At 40.4% G+C, this 15,665-nt stretch carries 12 protein-coding genes; 7 read left to right on the top strand and 5 right to left on the bottom strand.

Annotated features, from left to right (window positions below; genetic code table 11):
* The first annotated feature begins 107 nt into the window (after positions 1-107).
* From H3T55_RS03295 to H3T55_RS03285, 3 genes are all read left to right on the top strand, one after another.
* Positions 108-2,294 carry a PTS transporter subunit IIBC gene (locus H3T55_RS03295; protein ID WP_225533268.1) on the top strand — a complete coding sequence of 729 codons (2,187 nt, stop codon included), beginning with the start codon at positions 108-110 and terminating at the stop codon, positions 2,292-2,294.
* Between the two features lie 146 nt (positions 2,295-2,440).
* Positions 2,441-3,271 (top strand): endonuclease/exonuclease/phosphatase family protein, encoded by an 831-nt coding sequence (locus tag H3T55_RS03290; RefSeq protein WP_225533267.1) that lies wholly within the window; start codon positions 2,441-2,443, stop codon positions 3,269-3,271.
* A gap of 125 nt (positions 3,272-3,396) precedes the next feature.
* A complete protein-coding gene (locus H3T55_RS03285; RefSeq protein WP_225533266.1) occupies positions 3,397-4,029 on the top strand; it encodes an NAD(P)-dependent oxidoreductase in 633 nt (210 codons plus the stop codon).
* A gap of 245 nt (positions 4,030-4,274) precedes the next feature.
* Here H3T55_RS03285 and H3T55_RS03280 read toward each other — a convergent pair whose 3' ends face one another.
* From H3T55_RS03280 to H3T55_RS03270, 3 genes are all read right to left on the bottom strand, one after another.
* Entirely contained in the window at positions 4,275-5,114 is an 840-nt protein-coding gene (locus H3T55_RS03280) for a sugar ABC transporter permease (RefSeq protein ID WP_087640611.1), read from the bottom strand.
* A gap of 5 nt (positions 5,115-5,119) precedes the next feature.
* Positions 5,120-6,475 (bottom strand): carbohydrate ABC transporter permease, encoded by a 1,356-nt coding sequence (locus H3T55_RS03275; RefSeq protein WP_088270830.1) that lies wholly within the window; start codon positions 6,473-6,475, stop codon positions 5,120-5,122.
* 107 nt (positions 6,476-6,582) lie between these two features.
* On the bottom strand, positions 6,583-7,818 hold the full coding sequence (locus tag H3T55_RS03270) for an extracellular solute-binding protein (protein ID WP_225533265.1): 1,236 nt from the start codon (positions 7,816-7,818) through the stop codon (positions 6,583-6,585).
* A 330-nt stretch (positions 7,819-8,148) separates the two neighbouring features.
* On the opposite strand from H3T55_RS03270, the gene H3T55_RS03265 reads away from it, so the two are divergent.
* From H3T55_RS03265 to H3T55_RS03255, 3 genes are read left to right on the top strand one after another with little or no spacing between them, the layout of a single operon-like run.
* A complete protein-coding gene (locus H3T55_RS03265; RefSeq protein WP_225533264.1) occupies positions 8,149-10,014 on the top strand; it encodes a glycoside hydrolase family 13 protein in 1,866 nt (621 codons plus the stop codon).
* Positions 9,935-11,587: a glycoside hydrolase family 13 protein gene (locus tag H3T55_RS03260; protein WP_225533263.1), complete on the top strand. Its 1,653-nt coding sequence runs from the start codon at positions 9,935-9,937 to the stop codon at positions 11,585-11,587. The genes H3T55_RS03265 and H3T55_RS03260 overlap by 80 nt, the downstream gene beginning before the upstream one ends.
* Complete coding sequence (locus H3T55_RS03255) at positions 11,580-13,247, top strand: alpha-glucosidase (RefSeq protein WP_225533262.1); 1,668 nt, start codon at positions 11,580-11,582, stop codon at positions 13,245-13,247. Before H3T55_RS03260 ends, H3T55_RS03255 begins: the two co-directional genes overlap by 8 nt.
* A 93-nt stretch (positions 13,248-13,340) precedes the next feature.
* Here the strand turns inward: H3T55_RS03255 and H3T55_RS03250 are convergent, their stop codons facing one another.
* A complete protein-coding gene (locus tag H3T55_RS03250; RefSeq protein ID WP_225533261.1) occupies positions 13,341-13,874 on the bottom strand; it encodes a hypothetical protein in 534 nt (177 codons plus the stop codon).
* 113 nt (positions 13,875-13,987) lie between these two features.
* A complete protein-coding gene (locus H3T55_RS03245) occupies positions 13,988-14,611 on the bottom strand; it encodes a GyrI-like domain-containing protein (protein ID WP_225533260.1) in 624 nt (207 codons plus the stop codon).
* Positions 14,612-14,764: 153 nt separating this feature from the next.
* On the opposite strand from H3T55_RS03245, the gene H3T55_RS03240 reads away from it, so the two are divergent.
* Entirely contained in the window at positions 14,765-15,649 is an 885-nt protein-coding gene (locus tag H3T55_RS03240) for an AraC family transcriptional regulator (RefSeq protein ID WP_225533259.1), read from the top strand.
* The last annotated feature ends 16 nt before the right edge of the window (positions 15,650-15,665 follow it).

Raw genomic sequence — 15,665 nt, 5'->3', positions numbered from 1 at the left:
TGTTCATAAAATTTAGATTCCACTTCGGGGTTTACAAAATTAAAAAACTATTTTATACTAATATCAACGAAAACGATTGCGTAAAAATTGCAAAGGGGAGAAAAAGAATGAAAAAGTTACTAAGTTTTGAGTTTTGGCAAAAATTCGGGAAAGCGTTGATGGTCGTTATTGCTGTGATGCCTGCCGCCGGTTTGATGATCAGTATCGGTAAAACGATCCCGCTGATCAATCCTGACTGGACTGCTTTAGCAACAACAGGAGGCGTGATCGAAAATATCGGTTGGGCTGTTATCGGCAATCTTCATTTACTGTTCGCATTAGCGATCGGCGGAAGTTGGGCAAAAGAACGGGCTGGTGGAGCATTTGCTGCCGGGCTTTCGTTCATCTTGATCAATCGGATCACTGGTTCGATTTTCGGTGTCACAAGTGAGATGCTAACGGACGATAAAGCATTCACTCATACTTTATTTGGTACTAAGATCATGGTCAAAGGGTTCTTCACTAGTGTCTTAGAGGCCCCTGCTTTGAATATGGGAGTGTTCGTCGGGATCATTGCTGGTTTTGTTGGTGCTATGGCCTTTAATAAATACTACAACTTCCGGAAATTGCCTGATGCTTTGTCATTTTTCAATGGAAAACGCTTTGTCCCATTCGTTGTTATCCTATGGTCAACGATCGTTTCCATCCTTTTAGCAATTATTTGGCCATCTATCCAGGCTGGAATCAATAACTTTGGTTTATGGATCGCACAATCACAAGATACTGCTCCGATCCTAGCACCGTTCTTATACGGAACACTAGAGCGTCTTCTTTTACCATTTGGACTTCATCACATGTTGACGATCCCGATCAACTATACGCAATTAGGCGGAACGTATGAAATCCTTTCCGGTGCACAAGCAGGAACGCAAGTGTTCGGACAAGATCCATTATGGCTAGCTTGGGCAACTGATTTGGTCAACTTAAAAGGCGCCGGCGATATGTCTCAATATGATTTCGTTCTAAACAACTGGACTCCTGCCCGCTTCAAAGTCGGACAAATGATCGGTGCTTCAGGTATCTTAATGGGCATGACTGTCGCAATGTATCGTAATGTCGATCCTGACAAGCGCTCAAATTACAAATCAATGTATCTTTCTGCAGCATTGGCTGTCTTTTTAACAGGTGTAACTGAGCCATTAGAGTTTATGTTCATGTTTGCTGCCGTACCGCTTTATGTTGTATATGCAGTTATCCAAGGGGCAGCTTTCGCGATGGCAGATATTGTTTCGCTACGTGTTCACTCTTTCGGAAATATCGAACTATTGACACGAACACCGCTTGCACTCAAAGCTGGCCTCGGAATGGATTTACTTAATTTCGTTCTTTGCACGATTGGATTTGGTGTATTGACCTATTTCATCGCAAACTTTATGATCAAAAAATTCAACTTTGCTACTCCTGGTAGAAACGGAAACTATGATAGCAACGATGCTTCAAGCGATTCAGCAGCTACAAGCGGAGCAACAACGATCGATGGAATCGACCCTCAAATCATCGAGGTGATCCATCTACTCGGCGGAAAAGAAAACATCGTCGATGTCGATGCTTGTATGACTCGCTTACGGGTCAGCGTACACGATAAAGACAAGGTCGGAAATGAAGAGTCATGGAAAAAAGCGGGAGCTATGGGATTGATCGTCAAAGATAACGGCGTACAGGCAGTTTACGGACCTAAAGCGGATGTGCTAAAATCAGATATCCAAGACTTACTGGATTCCGGTGCTGTGATTCCTTCAATTCAACAAACACAAACCGAAACAACAACGGATGCTGCAGATACTACAAATTATCTTGGTATCACTAAAACACTGGTTCCAGTCGCTGACGGAACGGTGATCGCAATTGACGAAGTAGATGATCCTGTTTTCTCACAAAAAATGATGGGCGACGGCTTTGCTGTCATCCCGGAAAATAGCACGATCTATGCACCGATAGATGGTGTGATCAGCAGTATTTTCCCATCAAAACACGCTTTAGGGATCCAAACAAACGAAGGGATCGAAGTTCTAGTTCACATGGGATTAGATACAGTGGAAATGAAGGATTCTGCCTTTACGATTTCTGTCACAGAAGGACAAAAAGTAACTGCAGGAGATGTTATCGCTACTGCTGATTTAGCCAAAATCGAAGCAGCCGGCAAACAAACGACGATGATCGTTGTCTTCACGAACGGAGAAAAAGTCAAACAGTTCACATTAGACAAAACAGGAAAACAAGCACCTAGAACAACCATTGGAAAATTAGAGATCTAATGACATCACCAAGAGGTTGGACCAGAAGTAACTCCGAGAAATAAGAAGGAGTTACTTCTGTTTCCACCGTTTATTCGTTTTTAAAGGGACTGGATCGTAACTCGTAGAGTTATGTCTCAGTCTCTTTCTATAGAAAGAGGTAGACAATGAAAGTATTGACGTTAAACACACACAGCTGGATGGAAGAACACCCTCTAGAAAAATTACAACAACTCGTAAAGCAAATTTTAGAAGACGACTATGATTTGATCGCTTTGCAAGAAGTCAACCAACGAATCGACAGCCGATCAGTTATAGAACCCCTTAATTTTCACCCTACGAATGATCAATTTGCAGTCCACGAAGATAATTTTGCTTATCTACTGGTTCAACAATTAGCAGAACAACACGCCATTTATCATTGGAGCTGGGCTTACAACCATATCGGTTACGATCTCTACCATGAAGGTGTTGCACTATTATCAAAGCAGCCGATCAAACCGGAAGCAGCACTTGTCTCAAAAGAACAAAATCCAGCTGATTATCGTAGAAGAGTTGTGCTGCTCGGTCAGACATTCGTTGGCGAACTGCCGATCACCGCAGCAAGCTGCCACTATTCTTGGTGGACAGAAACAGACGGCTTCGCTTATGAATGGCAGCAAACAGAAGCCCTTTTAAAGCACTGTCCTTCACCATTGATAATCATGGGAGACTTCAACAATCCTGCTTCTGCAGTAGAAACTGGTTATGAACTTGTATGCAATAGTAGTTTACACTTACAGGATAGCTTTTTATCCGCCCAAAAAAGAACAGGTGAATTTACCGTAGAAAAAGCAATCGACGGCTGGGGCGAAAACCAAGAAAAACTTAGGATCGACTACATTTTCACTTCACCAGAATTGTCGATCGACCATTATCACATTTTATTCGATGGTAAACAAACGCCGATCATCAGTGATCATTTTGGCGTAGCTGTTACAGCCGATCAAAAGAATTAAAAACATCTGTATCCAGCATTTTGAGATCAGCATAAAACGATATTTTTGTTTTATGCTGATCTCTTTTTTTGTATAAAAATACGTTCGTACGTTACACTTGTAAAAAGAAGAAAGCGGTGATTTTAATGAATATCGTTATTTTCGGCGGCAGTGGCTTCATCGGAACTGCCTTATGCAAAGAACTCCTCCAGCGCAAGCATACTGTAACGAGCATTTCCCGTCACGGACGCCCCGACACCCTTACAGAGGAATGGGCAGATAACGTACATTGGATACATTCCGATATTTTAAACGACACTGCGTGGCAATCAGCGATCATCAATGCAGACTGGGTGATCGATGCTATCGGCATACTTACGGAAAAACCAAATAAAGGCATTACTTACGAGCGCTTTATCGTTGAACCCGTTCAGCGAATGTCAACTTTTTTAACTGCGCAACTGCAACCAGCGAAATTTTTATTCCTATCTGCCAATGCTGCACCATTTCCACTAAAAAAATATATGTCAGCAAAGCTCAAGGCTGAACAGGTGATTCACGAGCAGCATTTTCCATATACGATCGTTTATCCTAGCCTAATCATGGATAAACAACGCCCAACTTCTGTCATTGGCGGTAAAGCCATCTTATGCTTCAAGAAGTTGCCTATCTTTAAGTACTTCGTAAGAGAATATGATCCCATCACTAGAGAACAATTAGCGATGGAAATCACTAATATAGTTGAAGGCAGACAATCTTTTTTAACAGAACGACGGTAACAAAAAAAAGAGTGAAACAAAACTAAAAATTAGTTTTGTTTCACTCTCTAAAACCGAATATACGGCGAGAAAAAAGCAGTTACTACGCTACGCTTCGATCACATCAACTTCTAAGCGCTAAAGCACTAAGAGTTGAAGGCTTCGAAAATAAGCTGAAATTACTGTAAAACACAACGAGGAACGAGTTGATGTGGCACAGTACCTACTTGGTTCTCGGAGCTAAACACTTTTGCCTCAGCCTCTCACTACCCTTTTACAGAACCACTTGTTATCCCCTCTACATAGTACTTTTGCATAAAGATAAACAGTAACGTGATCGGTACAGCGATCAACACACAGCCGGCAGTAAAAGTCATAAAGTACTGATCGATCTTGTCTCTCGTTTGCATCGTAAACAAGCCGATCGCAACAGTATACTTATTAACATTATCACCCAAAATAATTTTTGCAAAAATGAAATCCATCCACGGTGCCATAAACGCCATTAACGCTGTATAAACAATGATCGGTTTACTTAACGGAAGTGTGATCTTAGTAAAAATCTCAAACTTACTCGCCCCATCGATCATCGCCGATTCATCCAACGCCATTGGAATCGTATCAAAGAACCCTTTCGCTATATAAAAGCTCAATGCCGCACCAGAGGAATAGACTAAAATCAACGCCAATAAACTTCCAGTCAAATTCATCGCTTTTAAAATATAGTAGACAGCGATCATACTCATAAATCCTGGAAACATATTCAAAACAAGCGCTAGCTTCAAAAACGGTTTTCTCGCTTTAAATCTCAGACGGCTAAGCGAATACGCCATCGCAATCGTGATCAGCGTAGACAAAATACAACTGCAAACTGCAACAAACAGTGTATTTAAAAACCATTGTACAAATGGATACGTCGAGCTCGTCAGAAGCATCTTATAATTTTCAAAGGTAAATTGCTTTGGAATAAAGTACGTTACAAATGCCCCACCTTCGCTACGAAAGCTTGTCAACACGATCCAAACGATCGGAAAAATCCAGACGATCGATAGTATCGTCAACAATGTGTAGTGAACGATCAACGTTTTTCTTTTTTTCGATTTCATATGTGTTACGCCCCTTCTGTTTTAAATGAGCTGCTTCGTGTATAAGCGATCAAGGAGAAGACCGCCGATAGAACGAAGATGATGATCCCAATAACCGAAGCTAAATTATAATCCGCTGCAGTGACCGTCAGTTTATACAACCACGTAACCAGCAAATCTGTTTCCCCCGCTGAATGATAATTGCTATTAGCAGGTTGTCCGCCAGTCAGCAGGAAAATCACATTGAAGTTATTAATATTTCCGATAAACTGCTGGATCAAGCTCGGTGCCATCACAAATAAAATTTGAGGGAACGTAATGTTTTTAAAAATCTGGAATTTATTAGCTCCATCAATTTCAGCAGCTTCGATTTGGTCATCAGGCAAATTAGTGATGATCCCTGTCGCAACTAGCATCGTTACTGGAATCCCAACCCACATATTTACAAAAATGACAGTGACTTTCGCTAATAGCCCATCTGTTAGAAATGGAATCGGCTGATCGATCAACCCCCAGTTTTGCAACAGCGCATTGACCGGTCCTGATCCGTTGAATAGATTAGCCATCAGTAACAAACTCACAAACTGAGGCACAGCCATTGTGATCACAAAAATCGTACGCCAAACTTTTTTTCCTTTAACTCCTTTAGCATTGATCAAAAGAGCTAATAAAATCCCGAAGAAAAAAGTCGTAGCTGTAGCCAGTACCGCCCAAATCAACGTCCAGCTCAGAACTGGGAAGAAGGTACTCGCAATATCTCCTGTGATCACATTCCCGAAGTTCGCAAAGCCGACCCAGCTAAAAAGGTTTTTCGGTGGCAAATGATTATGATCATAGCTTGTAAATGCGATCGAAATCATATAAAGCAAGGGTAAAATCGTGAATGCCAACACACCTAACAATGGAATACTCATCAATGTCACATAAAATTTTTCATTCAGCAAACTACTTAAATCTTCTTTTAACGTCGGCAACGGCTTATTTGCTTCTTTTAGCACAAATATTTTACGGGCACTTCTAAGATTGACAAAATAAAGAAAAATAAAAAGGACAATAAGAATAATAGCTGCAATCCCAAATAACAGAAGCAGCATCGAGTTATCACCTGGTTGCTGCACTTCGATCCCCAACGTCTCATCCATGACCCAGCCTTGAGATTTTGTCCCCAAGGTTTGAAGCATTGAGAGCGCATGAAATCCATTCAGCACCAACCAAGCGATAAAACCAAGCTGTAACGCTAAAAAAAGGAGCCCTTTGACTATTTGACCATTCAGCAAGTTGGCCATTCCCATGAAAATAAAAGAGAGTTTGATCGATTTATCTCCTTTTTTGAACAACTGTCTAAAACTAATCTGATCATCCGCTTTCGGTTTTAACTTCATCGTGATTCACATCCTGTTCTTTTTCACTAAACTTGAGCTAAAAAGAGGAGGAGTATGAAGCGAACATTTGCATATTCGGTCCATACTCTAAACCTCAATTATCGTTTTTATTTATCTGATTTACTTGTATCTTTCACAAGCTTGTCTAACTTAGGTAAATATTGGTCTTCAGAAATTTTGTCATTATACGTATCATTGATGACCGCTTCAACTGGTCCCCAGAACGAAACCATCGCAGGCAGTTTAGGCATCACAACCGAATGATCAGCGTCACTCATCGTCATAACTGCGTTTGCTACATCATCTGCTTTTACTTTTTCATCTTCCTGTGCATCTTTATTCGCCGGCACAGTTCCATTTTTTTCAAATACTGTTAATTGATTTTCTTTACTTGTTAAGAAATCAGCTAAAGCCATTGCTGCAACGGGGCTCTTAGTTGACGCATTCACACCGAATAATTTAACACCTAAGAAGGCTTTTTGTTGCACATCGCCATTCCCTAAATCAACAGTTGGGTAAGGCGCAACAGCAAAATTATCGCCTAAAGCTTTTTCTACATCATTTTTAGACCATGGACCTGACAAGAATGCATCTGTTTTTCCATTACCGATATTTGATAATGCATCTGCATTTGATTGAACAACTCCCGGATTATCTTTTTGTGCACGAATCCATTTTAAGACCTGCACACCTTTATCATTGTTGAAATTCGTTCCATTGATGTCTTCACCGTTCGCACCATACAATTCATCTCCGTTTGACATAAACAGCGGTGTGAAAATGTAGTTCGCTCCAGCTTCACCAAAGTTGGTTCCTAACTTCCCTTTAGAAGTCAGCGTTTCCCAGCTTTTCACATCATCTTCAGTCAATTTCGCCTTGTTATAATATAAAATTTGTGATTCTACACCATATGGATATCCGTATAATTTACCATCATAGGTTGCAGCTTCTACTGCACTTTCAGTACTATTTTCTTTCACGCTGTCCTCATATTTTGTATTCGCATAAATAATTCCAGCGTCTACCATTTGTCCAAGTTGGTCATGAGGCATCATAAATACGTCAGCTGCAGCACTAGGATCTTTTTTCAAGTTTTCTTGCGCCGATGCAGATTCGCTTGGTTTGATCGTCACTTTCCAGTCTTTATGTTCTTTTTCAAATTCTTCAACTAAAGGTTTATACGTATCAACAAACGCTACATCCACCCACAACTTTATAGAAGCGTTTTCATTTTCTGCAGAAGTTTTTTTATCAGACGAACCTCCGCCACATGCTGCCAACATCACCGCAGCCGCTGCCATTGTCACACCTAATGCTAAAAGCTTTTTCGTATTTCTTTTCATCTTTTTGTTCCTCCCAGGAATTATTTAAATGATTGATCTATTCGCATTATGCAATCGTTTGCGTAAAAAGTCAAGTAGAAATGTGCAAAAATTCGAAAAAATAATTTATAAGATACGAAATGCTTTTTCATAAGCTGGCTTAAAATCAGGTTAAAATGCTTTTTCTAACTAAAATCACCGAAATCAGGCTCTTCTCTTTGTATAGTCTAATTTAAAAGAATAAAATGCAATCGTTTGCGAAAAACATATTGAAAACGTTTTTCTTATATGGCATAATATGGGTGATTTTTGAAAAATGTATTTTGTTAACTGTAGGAGGGAATAACTAAAATGAATACTGCCGCAATCCATCATCAACCCGAAAGTGAATTTGCCTATCTATATACCTTAGATAAAATGCACATCCGTTTAAAAACTGGTCGTGAAGATGTTAAACACGTCTCCTTGATCAACGGAGACCCTTATCAGTTGGACCATCATGAGTGGTTCAACCAAACGATCCCGATGGAAAAATACTTATCAACAACAACACACGATTATTGGATCGTCGAAACATCTGCTTTACACCGTAGACTTAGCTACGCATTTAAAATCGAGGGAATGGATGGAAGCATTCTATTTTACGGCGATCATGGTTTTTTCCCTTATCAAGAAGCAACATTAAAAACAGCAAATAACTATTTTAAACTACCTTATTTTCATGAAGCCGATCGTTTCAAAGCACCTCAATGGGTCAAGGAAACCATTTGGTATCAAATTTTTCCAGAGCGTTTTGCTAACGGCGATCTCAGCAATGATCCTCAGGGGACACTGCCATGGGATAGTTCTATTTCTCCTAGTAGAGATGATTTTTTTGGCGGAGATCTGCAAGGTGTTTTAGATCATTTAGACCATTTTGTTGATCTTGGGATCAACGGGCTTTATTTTTGCCCGATTTTTCAAGCAAGCAGCAATCATAAATACGATACGATCGATTATTTTGAAATCGATTCCGCTTTTGGTGACAAAAAATTATTCAAAACACTAGTAGAAGAATGCCATAAAAGAGGCATTCGTGTGATGCTGGATGCAGTGTTCAATCATATGGGCGATTTTTCACCGCAATGGCAAGATGTGATCAAAAATGGCGAGGATTCACCTTATGCACAATGGTTCCATATCCATAAGTTCCCTGTGACATATACACCGACTGCTGATTTTGAATTTTCGGATGATATCACTTACGACACATTCGCCTTCACACCACATATGCCAAAATTAAATACAGCAAACAAAGATGTGCAAGACTATTTATTGAAAATCGCTCGTTACTGGATCGAAGAATTCGATATCGATGCCTGGCGTTTAGATGTCGCCAACGAAGTAGATCATCGTTTCTGGAGAAAATTCCACGATGTTTGTACTGAAGCGAAAGAAGATATTTATATTTTAGGAGAAATTTGGCATTCCTCTCAGCGCTGGCTGCAAGGAGATGAATTCCACGCTGTGATGAATTATGCCTTTACTGATGCTATTCTTTCTTATTTTGTTTACCAAACGATCCCTCTAAGCAAGCTTGTGTCAGAGTTGAATCATCAATTGATGCTATATAGAGAACAGACAAATCAAATCATGTTCAATGTATTAGACTCACACGACACTCCCCGCTTATTGACGATCGCTCAACACAATAAGAACTTGATGAAACAAGTCATGGCATTCACTTATCTACAAAAAGGCGTCCCTTGTTTATATTACGGAGACGAATATGCAATGGACGGTGGAGCCGATCCCGATTGTCGAAAATGCATGGTGTGGGAACCAGAGCAACAAGATCAGGAGATGTACAGCTTCGTAAAACATTTGATTGCATTTAGAAAGGAACACCAAACTTTACTATCCGAAGGCAAGCTTCGCTGGTTTGAGGTCGACGAACAAACAGGAACGATCGACTTCGCTTACGAATATGAAGGAACACGTTTACGCAGCATTTTCAATACTGGTGAACAACCTGTTTATGTAAAAAAATCAGATATTTTATTTTACAACCGAACACAACGGCTAGACCAAGATACTATCGAACTTGCACCATTCGGTTTTGCCTCATCACTTGAAATAGTAGAAAGGAATGAAAAAAATGGGATACATCAAAACAAACGCTCCTTGGTGGCAGGAAACAGTGGTTTATCAGGTTTATCCTCGCAGCTTCCAAGATAGTAACGGTGACGGAATCGGTGATCTACAAGGATTGATCCAACGTTTAGATTATTTAGAAAAGCTTGGGATCGGCGCTATCTGGCTTAGCCCAGTATACCAATCACCAAACGATGATAATGGCTACGACATCAGTGATTATGAGCAAATCATGGCAGAGTTTGGAACAATGGCAGATATGGAGCAACTGATCGAGGAAGCAGACAAACGAGGAATAAAAATCATTATGGATCTCGTTGTCAACCACACGAGCGATGAACATCCATGGTTTATCGAATCTCGTTCCTCTAAGGACAATCCTTACCGCGATTTTTACATCTGGCGAGAAGGGATCGATGGACAGGAGCCAAATGATCTGGAGTCGACTTTTTTAGGCTCCGCTTGGCAATTAGATACACACACCGGCGACTATTATCTACACCTTTTCAGCAAAAAACAGCCGGATCTAAACTGGGAAAACGCCGCTGCCCGCAAAGCAGTTTATGATATGATGAATTTTTGGATCGATAAAGGAATCGGTGGTTTCCGCATGGATGTCATCGATTTGGTCGGAAAAATCCCTGATCAAAAAATCACAGGAAATGGGCCTAAACTACATGACTACCTCCAAGAAATGAATGCCGCAACCTTCGGCGGAAAAGACTTGCTGACTGTCGGAGAAACTTGGGGGGCAACACCCGAAATCGCTAAGCTTTATTCTGATCCTAAACGACATGAACTCTCGATGGTTTTCCAGTTTGAGCATGTCGCTTTAGATGAACAGCCCGGCAAAAGCAAATGGGATTTGCGCCCGCTTGTCATCTCAGAATTAAAAAATGTGTTCAGCAAATGGCAAACCGAGCTCGGCAACCAGGGATGGAACTCTTTGTTTTGGAATAACCACGATCTCCCTCGTATCGTTTCCAGATGGGGCAATGATCGAGACTATCGCGTTCAAAGCGGCAAAATGCTGGCGATTCTACTCCATATGCTGAAAGGGACACCTTATATTTATCAGGGAGAAGAAATCGGCATGACCAATCGTGTGATCACTGACATTTCAGAAGCAGCAGATATCGAAAGTAAAAATATGTATGCGGATCGATTGGAAAAAGGCTACGCAAAAGAAGACATTCTATTATCCATCAATGCTAAGGGACGAGATAATGCTCGTACTCCGATGCAGTGGGATTCAAGTAAACATGCCGGTTTCACTACTGGAACTCCTTGGCTTACAGTCAACCAAAATTATCCTGAAATCAATGTAGCACAGGCCCTAGAAGATGCGAACTCTCTTTTTTATACCTATCAGCAATTGATCACTTTGAGAAAAAAATATCCGTTGATCGTGTGGGGAACATTTGAATTGCTCACAGATACAACGGAAGAGATTTTTGCTTATTATCGTCATTACAAAGGAGAAAGTTGGCTGATCGTCTGCAATTTTTCTGATCAAGAGCAACCATTTTCACTGGATATAAATGCAGAACAAACCATTATCGCAAATACAGACAAAGAGTATCGCAGTCTTTTAAACAGAACGCTTGATCCTTATGAAGCATTTGTCGTCACGCTCGGAGGAAACCTAGATGCCTAACACAGCGATCGACATTCAGCGTCAACTACTGACTGAGAAAAGCACTTGGTGGAAAAACGCCGTCGGCTATCAAATTTATCCCCGCAGTTTCAAAGACAGTAATCACGATGGGATCGGTGATTTGAACGGTATTCGCCAAAAATTACCTTATTTAAAAGAGCTTGGGATCGATTTTATCTGGATCAATCCAATCTACGCTTCCCCAAATGCAGATAATGGCTATGATATTTCAGATTATCAAGCTATTCATAAAGATTTCGGTACCATGGAAGATTTTCAATCGTTAGTAAAAGAAGCACATGAGTTAGACATAAAAATCATCATGGATCTCGTTGTCAACCATACGAGTGATCAGCATCCATGGTTTCTTGAATCAAAAAAATCACTGGATAATCCGTATCGCGATTACTACCACTGGGTCGATGCAACGCCGGAACAGCTGCCGAATGACTGGCAATCCTTTTTTGGCGGTTCGACTTGGACATATGATGAGACAACTAAACAAGCATACTTTCATGTATTTGCGAAAGAACAGCCTGATCTCAACTGGACAAATCCTAAAGTTCGTCACGAAATCTACCAAATGATTCGCTGGTGGTTGGAGCTTGGGATCGATGGCTTTAGAATCGATGCCATCAGCCACATCCAAAAAGAACCTTGGGACTTTAAGATTACCGATAACCAGTGGGCGCCATTTATGAATGTTGCTGGTATCGAAAACTATTTAGCTGAGCTTAGAGCGATTTTCAATGAGTACAACGTGATGACTGTTGGTGAAGCTAGCGGAGTGCCCCATTCTGAAGCTTCAGAATGGACAGGAGATCATGGCTATTTCAATATGATTTTTGAATTGGAGCACTGTCAGCGCGTAGGTGAATTGGGCAGTCAAAAAGGTTCGATTTTTCATTTGAAGCATTCGCTGGATCAATGGCAAACAAGTTTAGCAGATGTTGGTTGGAATGCCTTGTATTTAGAAAATCATGACACACCGCGCAGTGTTTCCGTTTATGGAGATGATTCACCAGAAGCTGCGAAGGCACTGGCGACTGTTTTACTGCTGCTAAAGGGAACACCGTTCATCTACCAAGGACAGGAACTAGGAATGACGAATTTCCCTTTCAGCTCTATCGAAGAAATCGATGCAGCTGATACGATCCATTTTTATCAGACGTTGCTGACGGAAGGAAAGACGACAAAAGAAGCACTGAATATCGCAATCAATTGGTCAAGAGATCATAGCCGTACACCTTTCCAGTGGGATGAGTCACTATTTGGCGGCTTTTCTACGGTGACACCTTGGCTGAAGGTAAACCAAAACCACCAACTGATCAATGCAACGCAAAAAGATGTAGAAACAAACAGTGTGTTCCACTATTATCAACAATTGATCCGTTTACGGAAAAGCACAGAGGCACTTATCTACGGTGTATTTACTTTACTGTTGCCAGAACATCCAACTGTTTTTAGCTATACTCGTACGACAGAAACGGAAAGCTGGTTGATTTTAGTTCAACTGGACCGAGGTCAAACAACAGTCGCATTTCCTGATTCTTGGGAAACTGCTGGTTGGGAGGAAGTATTGACGAATACAGAGTATAAACCACTCGCTCATAAGATGATTCTGTCGGATTATGAAGCTCATGTTTACCGGAAAGTATAAAATAAAAATAAACAGCTTGAGAGCTTCATTAGCTCTCAAGCTGTTTATTTTTATTCTTGTAATTTATCGTCTATCAAGCAAAGAGTATCAGGTTTATTTACGATGAAAAACGACGCTATTACTTAATTCATCAGTCTCTGGTGAATAAGTATAAACAAAGGGCTGTGGATTACCTGGGTTTGCCACACTATCAATATCCCAATAAATGGTATATGTATTTCCACTCTGAGAGAAATCAGTGACAGCATACGTTTGACCATTTGAAATAATCGTGTTCTCTGTTATCGTGAATTCAATATCTACTTCATCATTGTTCCCCACCCATGTTCCTCTTAGCGGTGCAGGTGTTACCGCATCCGCATTTTCATTTACCTCAGAACTATCAATAGTAACACTTTCGTTTGAATCATTGGCCACAACTGAATCAGAATGCTGATCTAAAGGCAGAGCCTCATTCATTTGTGACGATATACTTGATGATTTCGATGATTTTCCCTCTATCTTTTTTTGTTGTGTAGTTTGCGAACTTTGTACGATAGAAGAGCTAACTTCTGTTTTCTTTTGCTTTTCTCCAGAACAACCTACTAAAAATAATACTGATAAACCAACGATCCATGCTTTTTTCATACTAAACACTCCTTTTCGTTTGTAACCAAATTGTAACACAAAAGAAATATTTATGTAACGATATTTTTTTAAGTTTCTTATAAAATCCTATATTTGCATTTATATCTATTCGTTTATTCTTCTAAAAAATACCGCAAAACAGTTTTCATTTTTTCTGGTGCTGATTTTCTTGGATCAGATAAATAGATTTCCCGATGATCCAGTCTTCTTTTTTTCAGCTGATGCTCCTCGCAATACTTCGTCATGATCTCAAAGGTTTTTGCTTCATCATCGTAAGGCCCGACATGCAGCATTTGCAAGGCTCTGCCATCTTCGATCGTTTCAAATTTCACGTGTCGATTATTCGGATTCGGTTTCTTCTCAGAGATTTCCGCTAGGTTTTTTAATGCCAGTTCTTCTGTAACAAATTCCGGTTGACGGATCATGATCTTATAGACTAGATCTGCTTTGTCAAAGTCTCTACCTTCTATGATTGCTTCATCCGACATCGTCCAAATCCCTTCCAACGGGTACACCGTGTATTCAAAATAACCTTCCGGTGTGACTCCTCTTTTCGGCATCATGCGGATACCGTAAGACATTGCATAAAGCGCTGCTGTTTCTTCACTAAATCGCTCACTATTCGGGTCACCTTTGCCTGTGATCGTATAAAAATTTTGTTTTGGCACTGTGATTTCTGTTGGTTTTGCTTTTGGTAAATAAAGTTCTTTTTCTTGTTTACGCCATTCATATTTCATCGGTTCTCTCCTTTGTTCTTTTGATTATAGTATAAACGTTCTGACTTATATAAACCAATCAATCGTAAAAAAAGAAGTCCCTCTTTTTTGGGCAGGGAAAGTGAGGTAAACTAAAGCTAGAATCGTTAGACTAAAGGTAGGAGTTGATTAGATATGGAATGGGTTACTCGACTGGAACAGACATTGACGTATATTGAAGATCATTTGACAGAGGAAATAGATGTGGCTGAGTTAGGAAAAATCGCGTATTGCTCTTCTTATCATTACCAGCGCGTATTTTCTTACATGGTAGGCGTACCTTTAGCAGTCTATATTCGGCGGCGAAAATTATCATTGGCTGGTGTAGAATTGCAGCAAGGAGCAAAAGTGATCGATGTGGCCATTAAATATGGCTATGAGTCACCGAATTCATTTACCCGAGCTTTCAAAAAACAGCATGGCATCACACCTTCTGAGGCACAGCAAGAAGGCAGTCGTTTGACTTCTTTTCCTAGAATCAAATTCCAGATTACGATCAAAGGAGATGTAGAGATGGAATATCGGATCGAAACAAAAGAAGCCTTTCGTGTGATCGGCGCACAAAAAGAATTATCTGCAAACATAGAGGAAAATTTTGCTGAGGTACCGAAGTTTTGGCAGCAAATCAGTATGGATGGCACACTCAATTCAATGCTGCCTATGATGAACCAAGAACCTAAGGGAGTTTTAGGAATCAGTGCAGGTTTTGATGGAGATATGAGTGTAGAAAGTGATCTAAAAGGAAGTAAAGGAATGTCATACTACATTGCTGTTGCGAGCGATCAGGCAATTTCCGGCAAGCTCGTTGAATACATTGTCCCATCATTTACTTGGGCGATTTTTACTGGACAAGGAGCTATGCCGCATGCCATTCAGGAGTTGGAGAAACGGATCGTGACTGACTGGCTGCCAAGCTCTGGATATGAGTATGCAAATGGTCCTGATATCGAGCTTTATCTGGATGCAAATCCAAATAATGCAACGTTTGAGGTCTGGCTTCCAGTGACGAAAAAAGAGTAGCCGCACGAAAATAAGG

The organism is Enterococcus sp. S22(2020) (assembly GCF_020295385.1).
In the GTDB taxonomy this organism is placed as follows: Bacteria; Bacillota; Bacilli; order Lactobacillales; family Enterococcaceae; genus Enterococcus_L; species Enterococcus_L dunnyi.
Note: the sequence above shows the minus strand (reverse complement) of the source record. Positions and strands in the feature narration are given on the sequence as shown.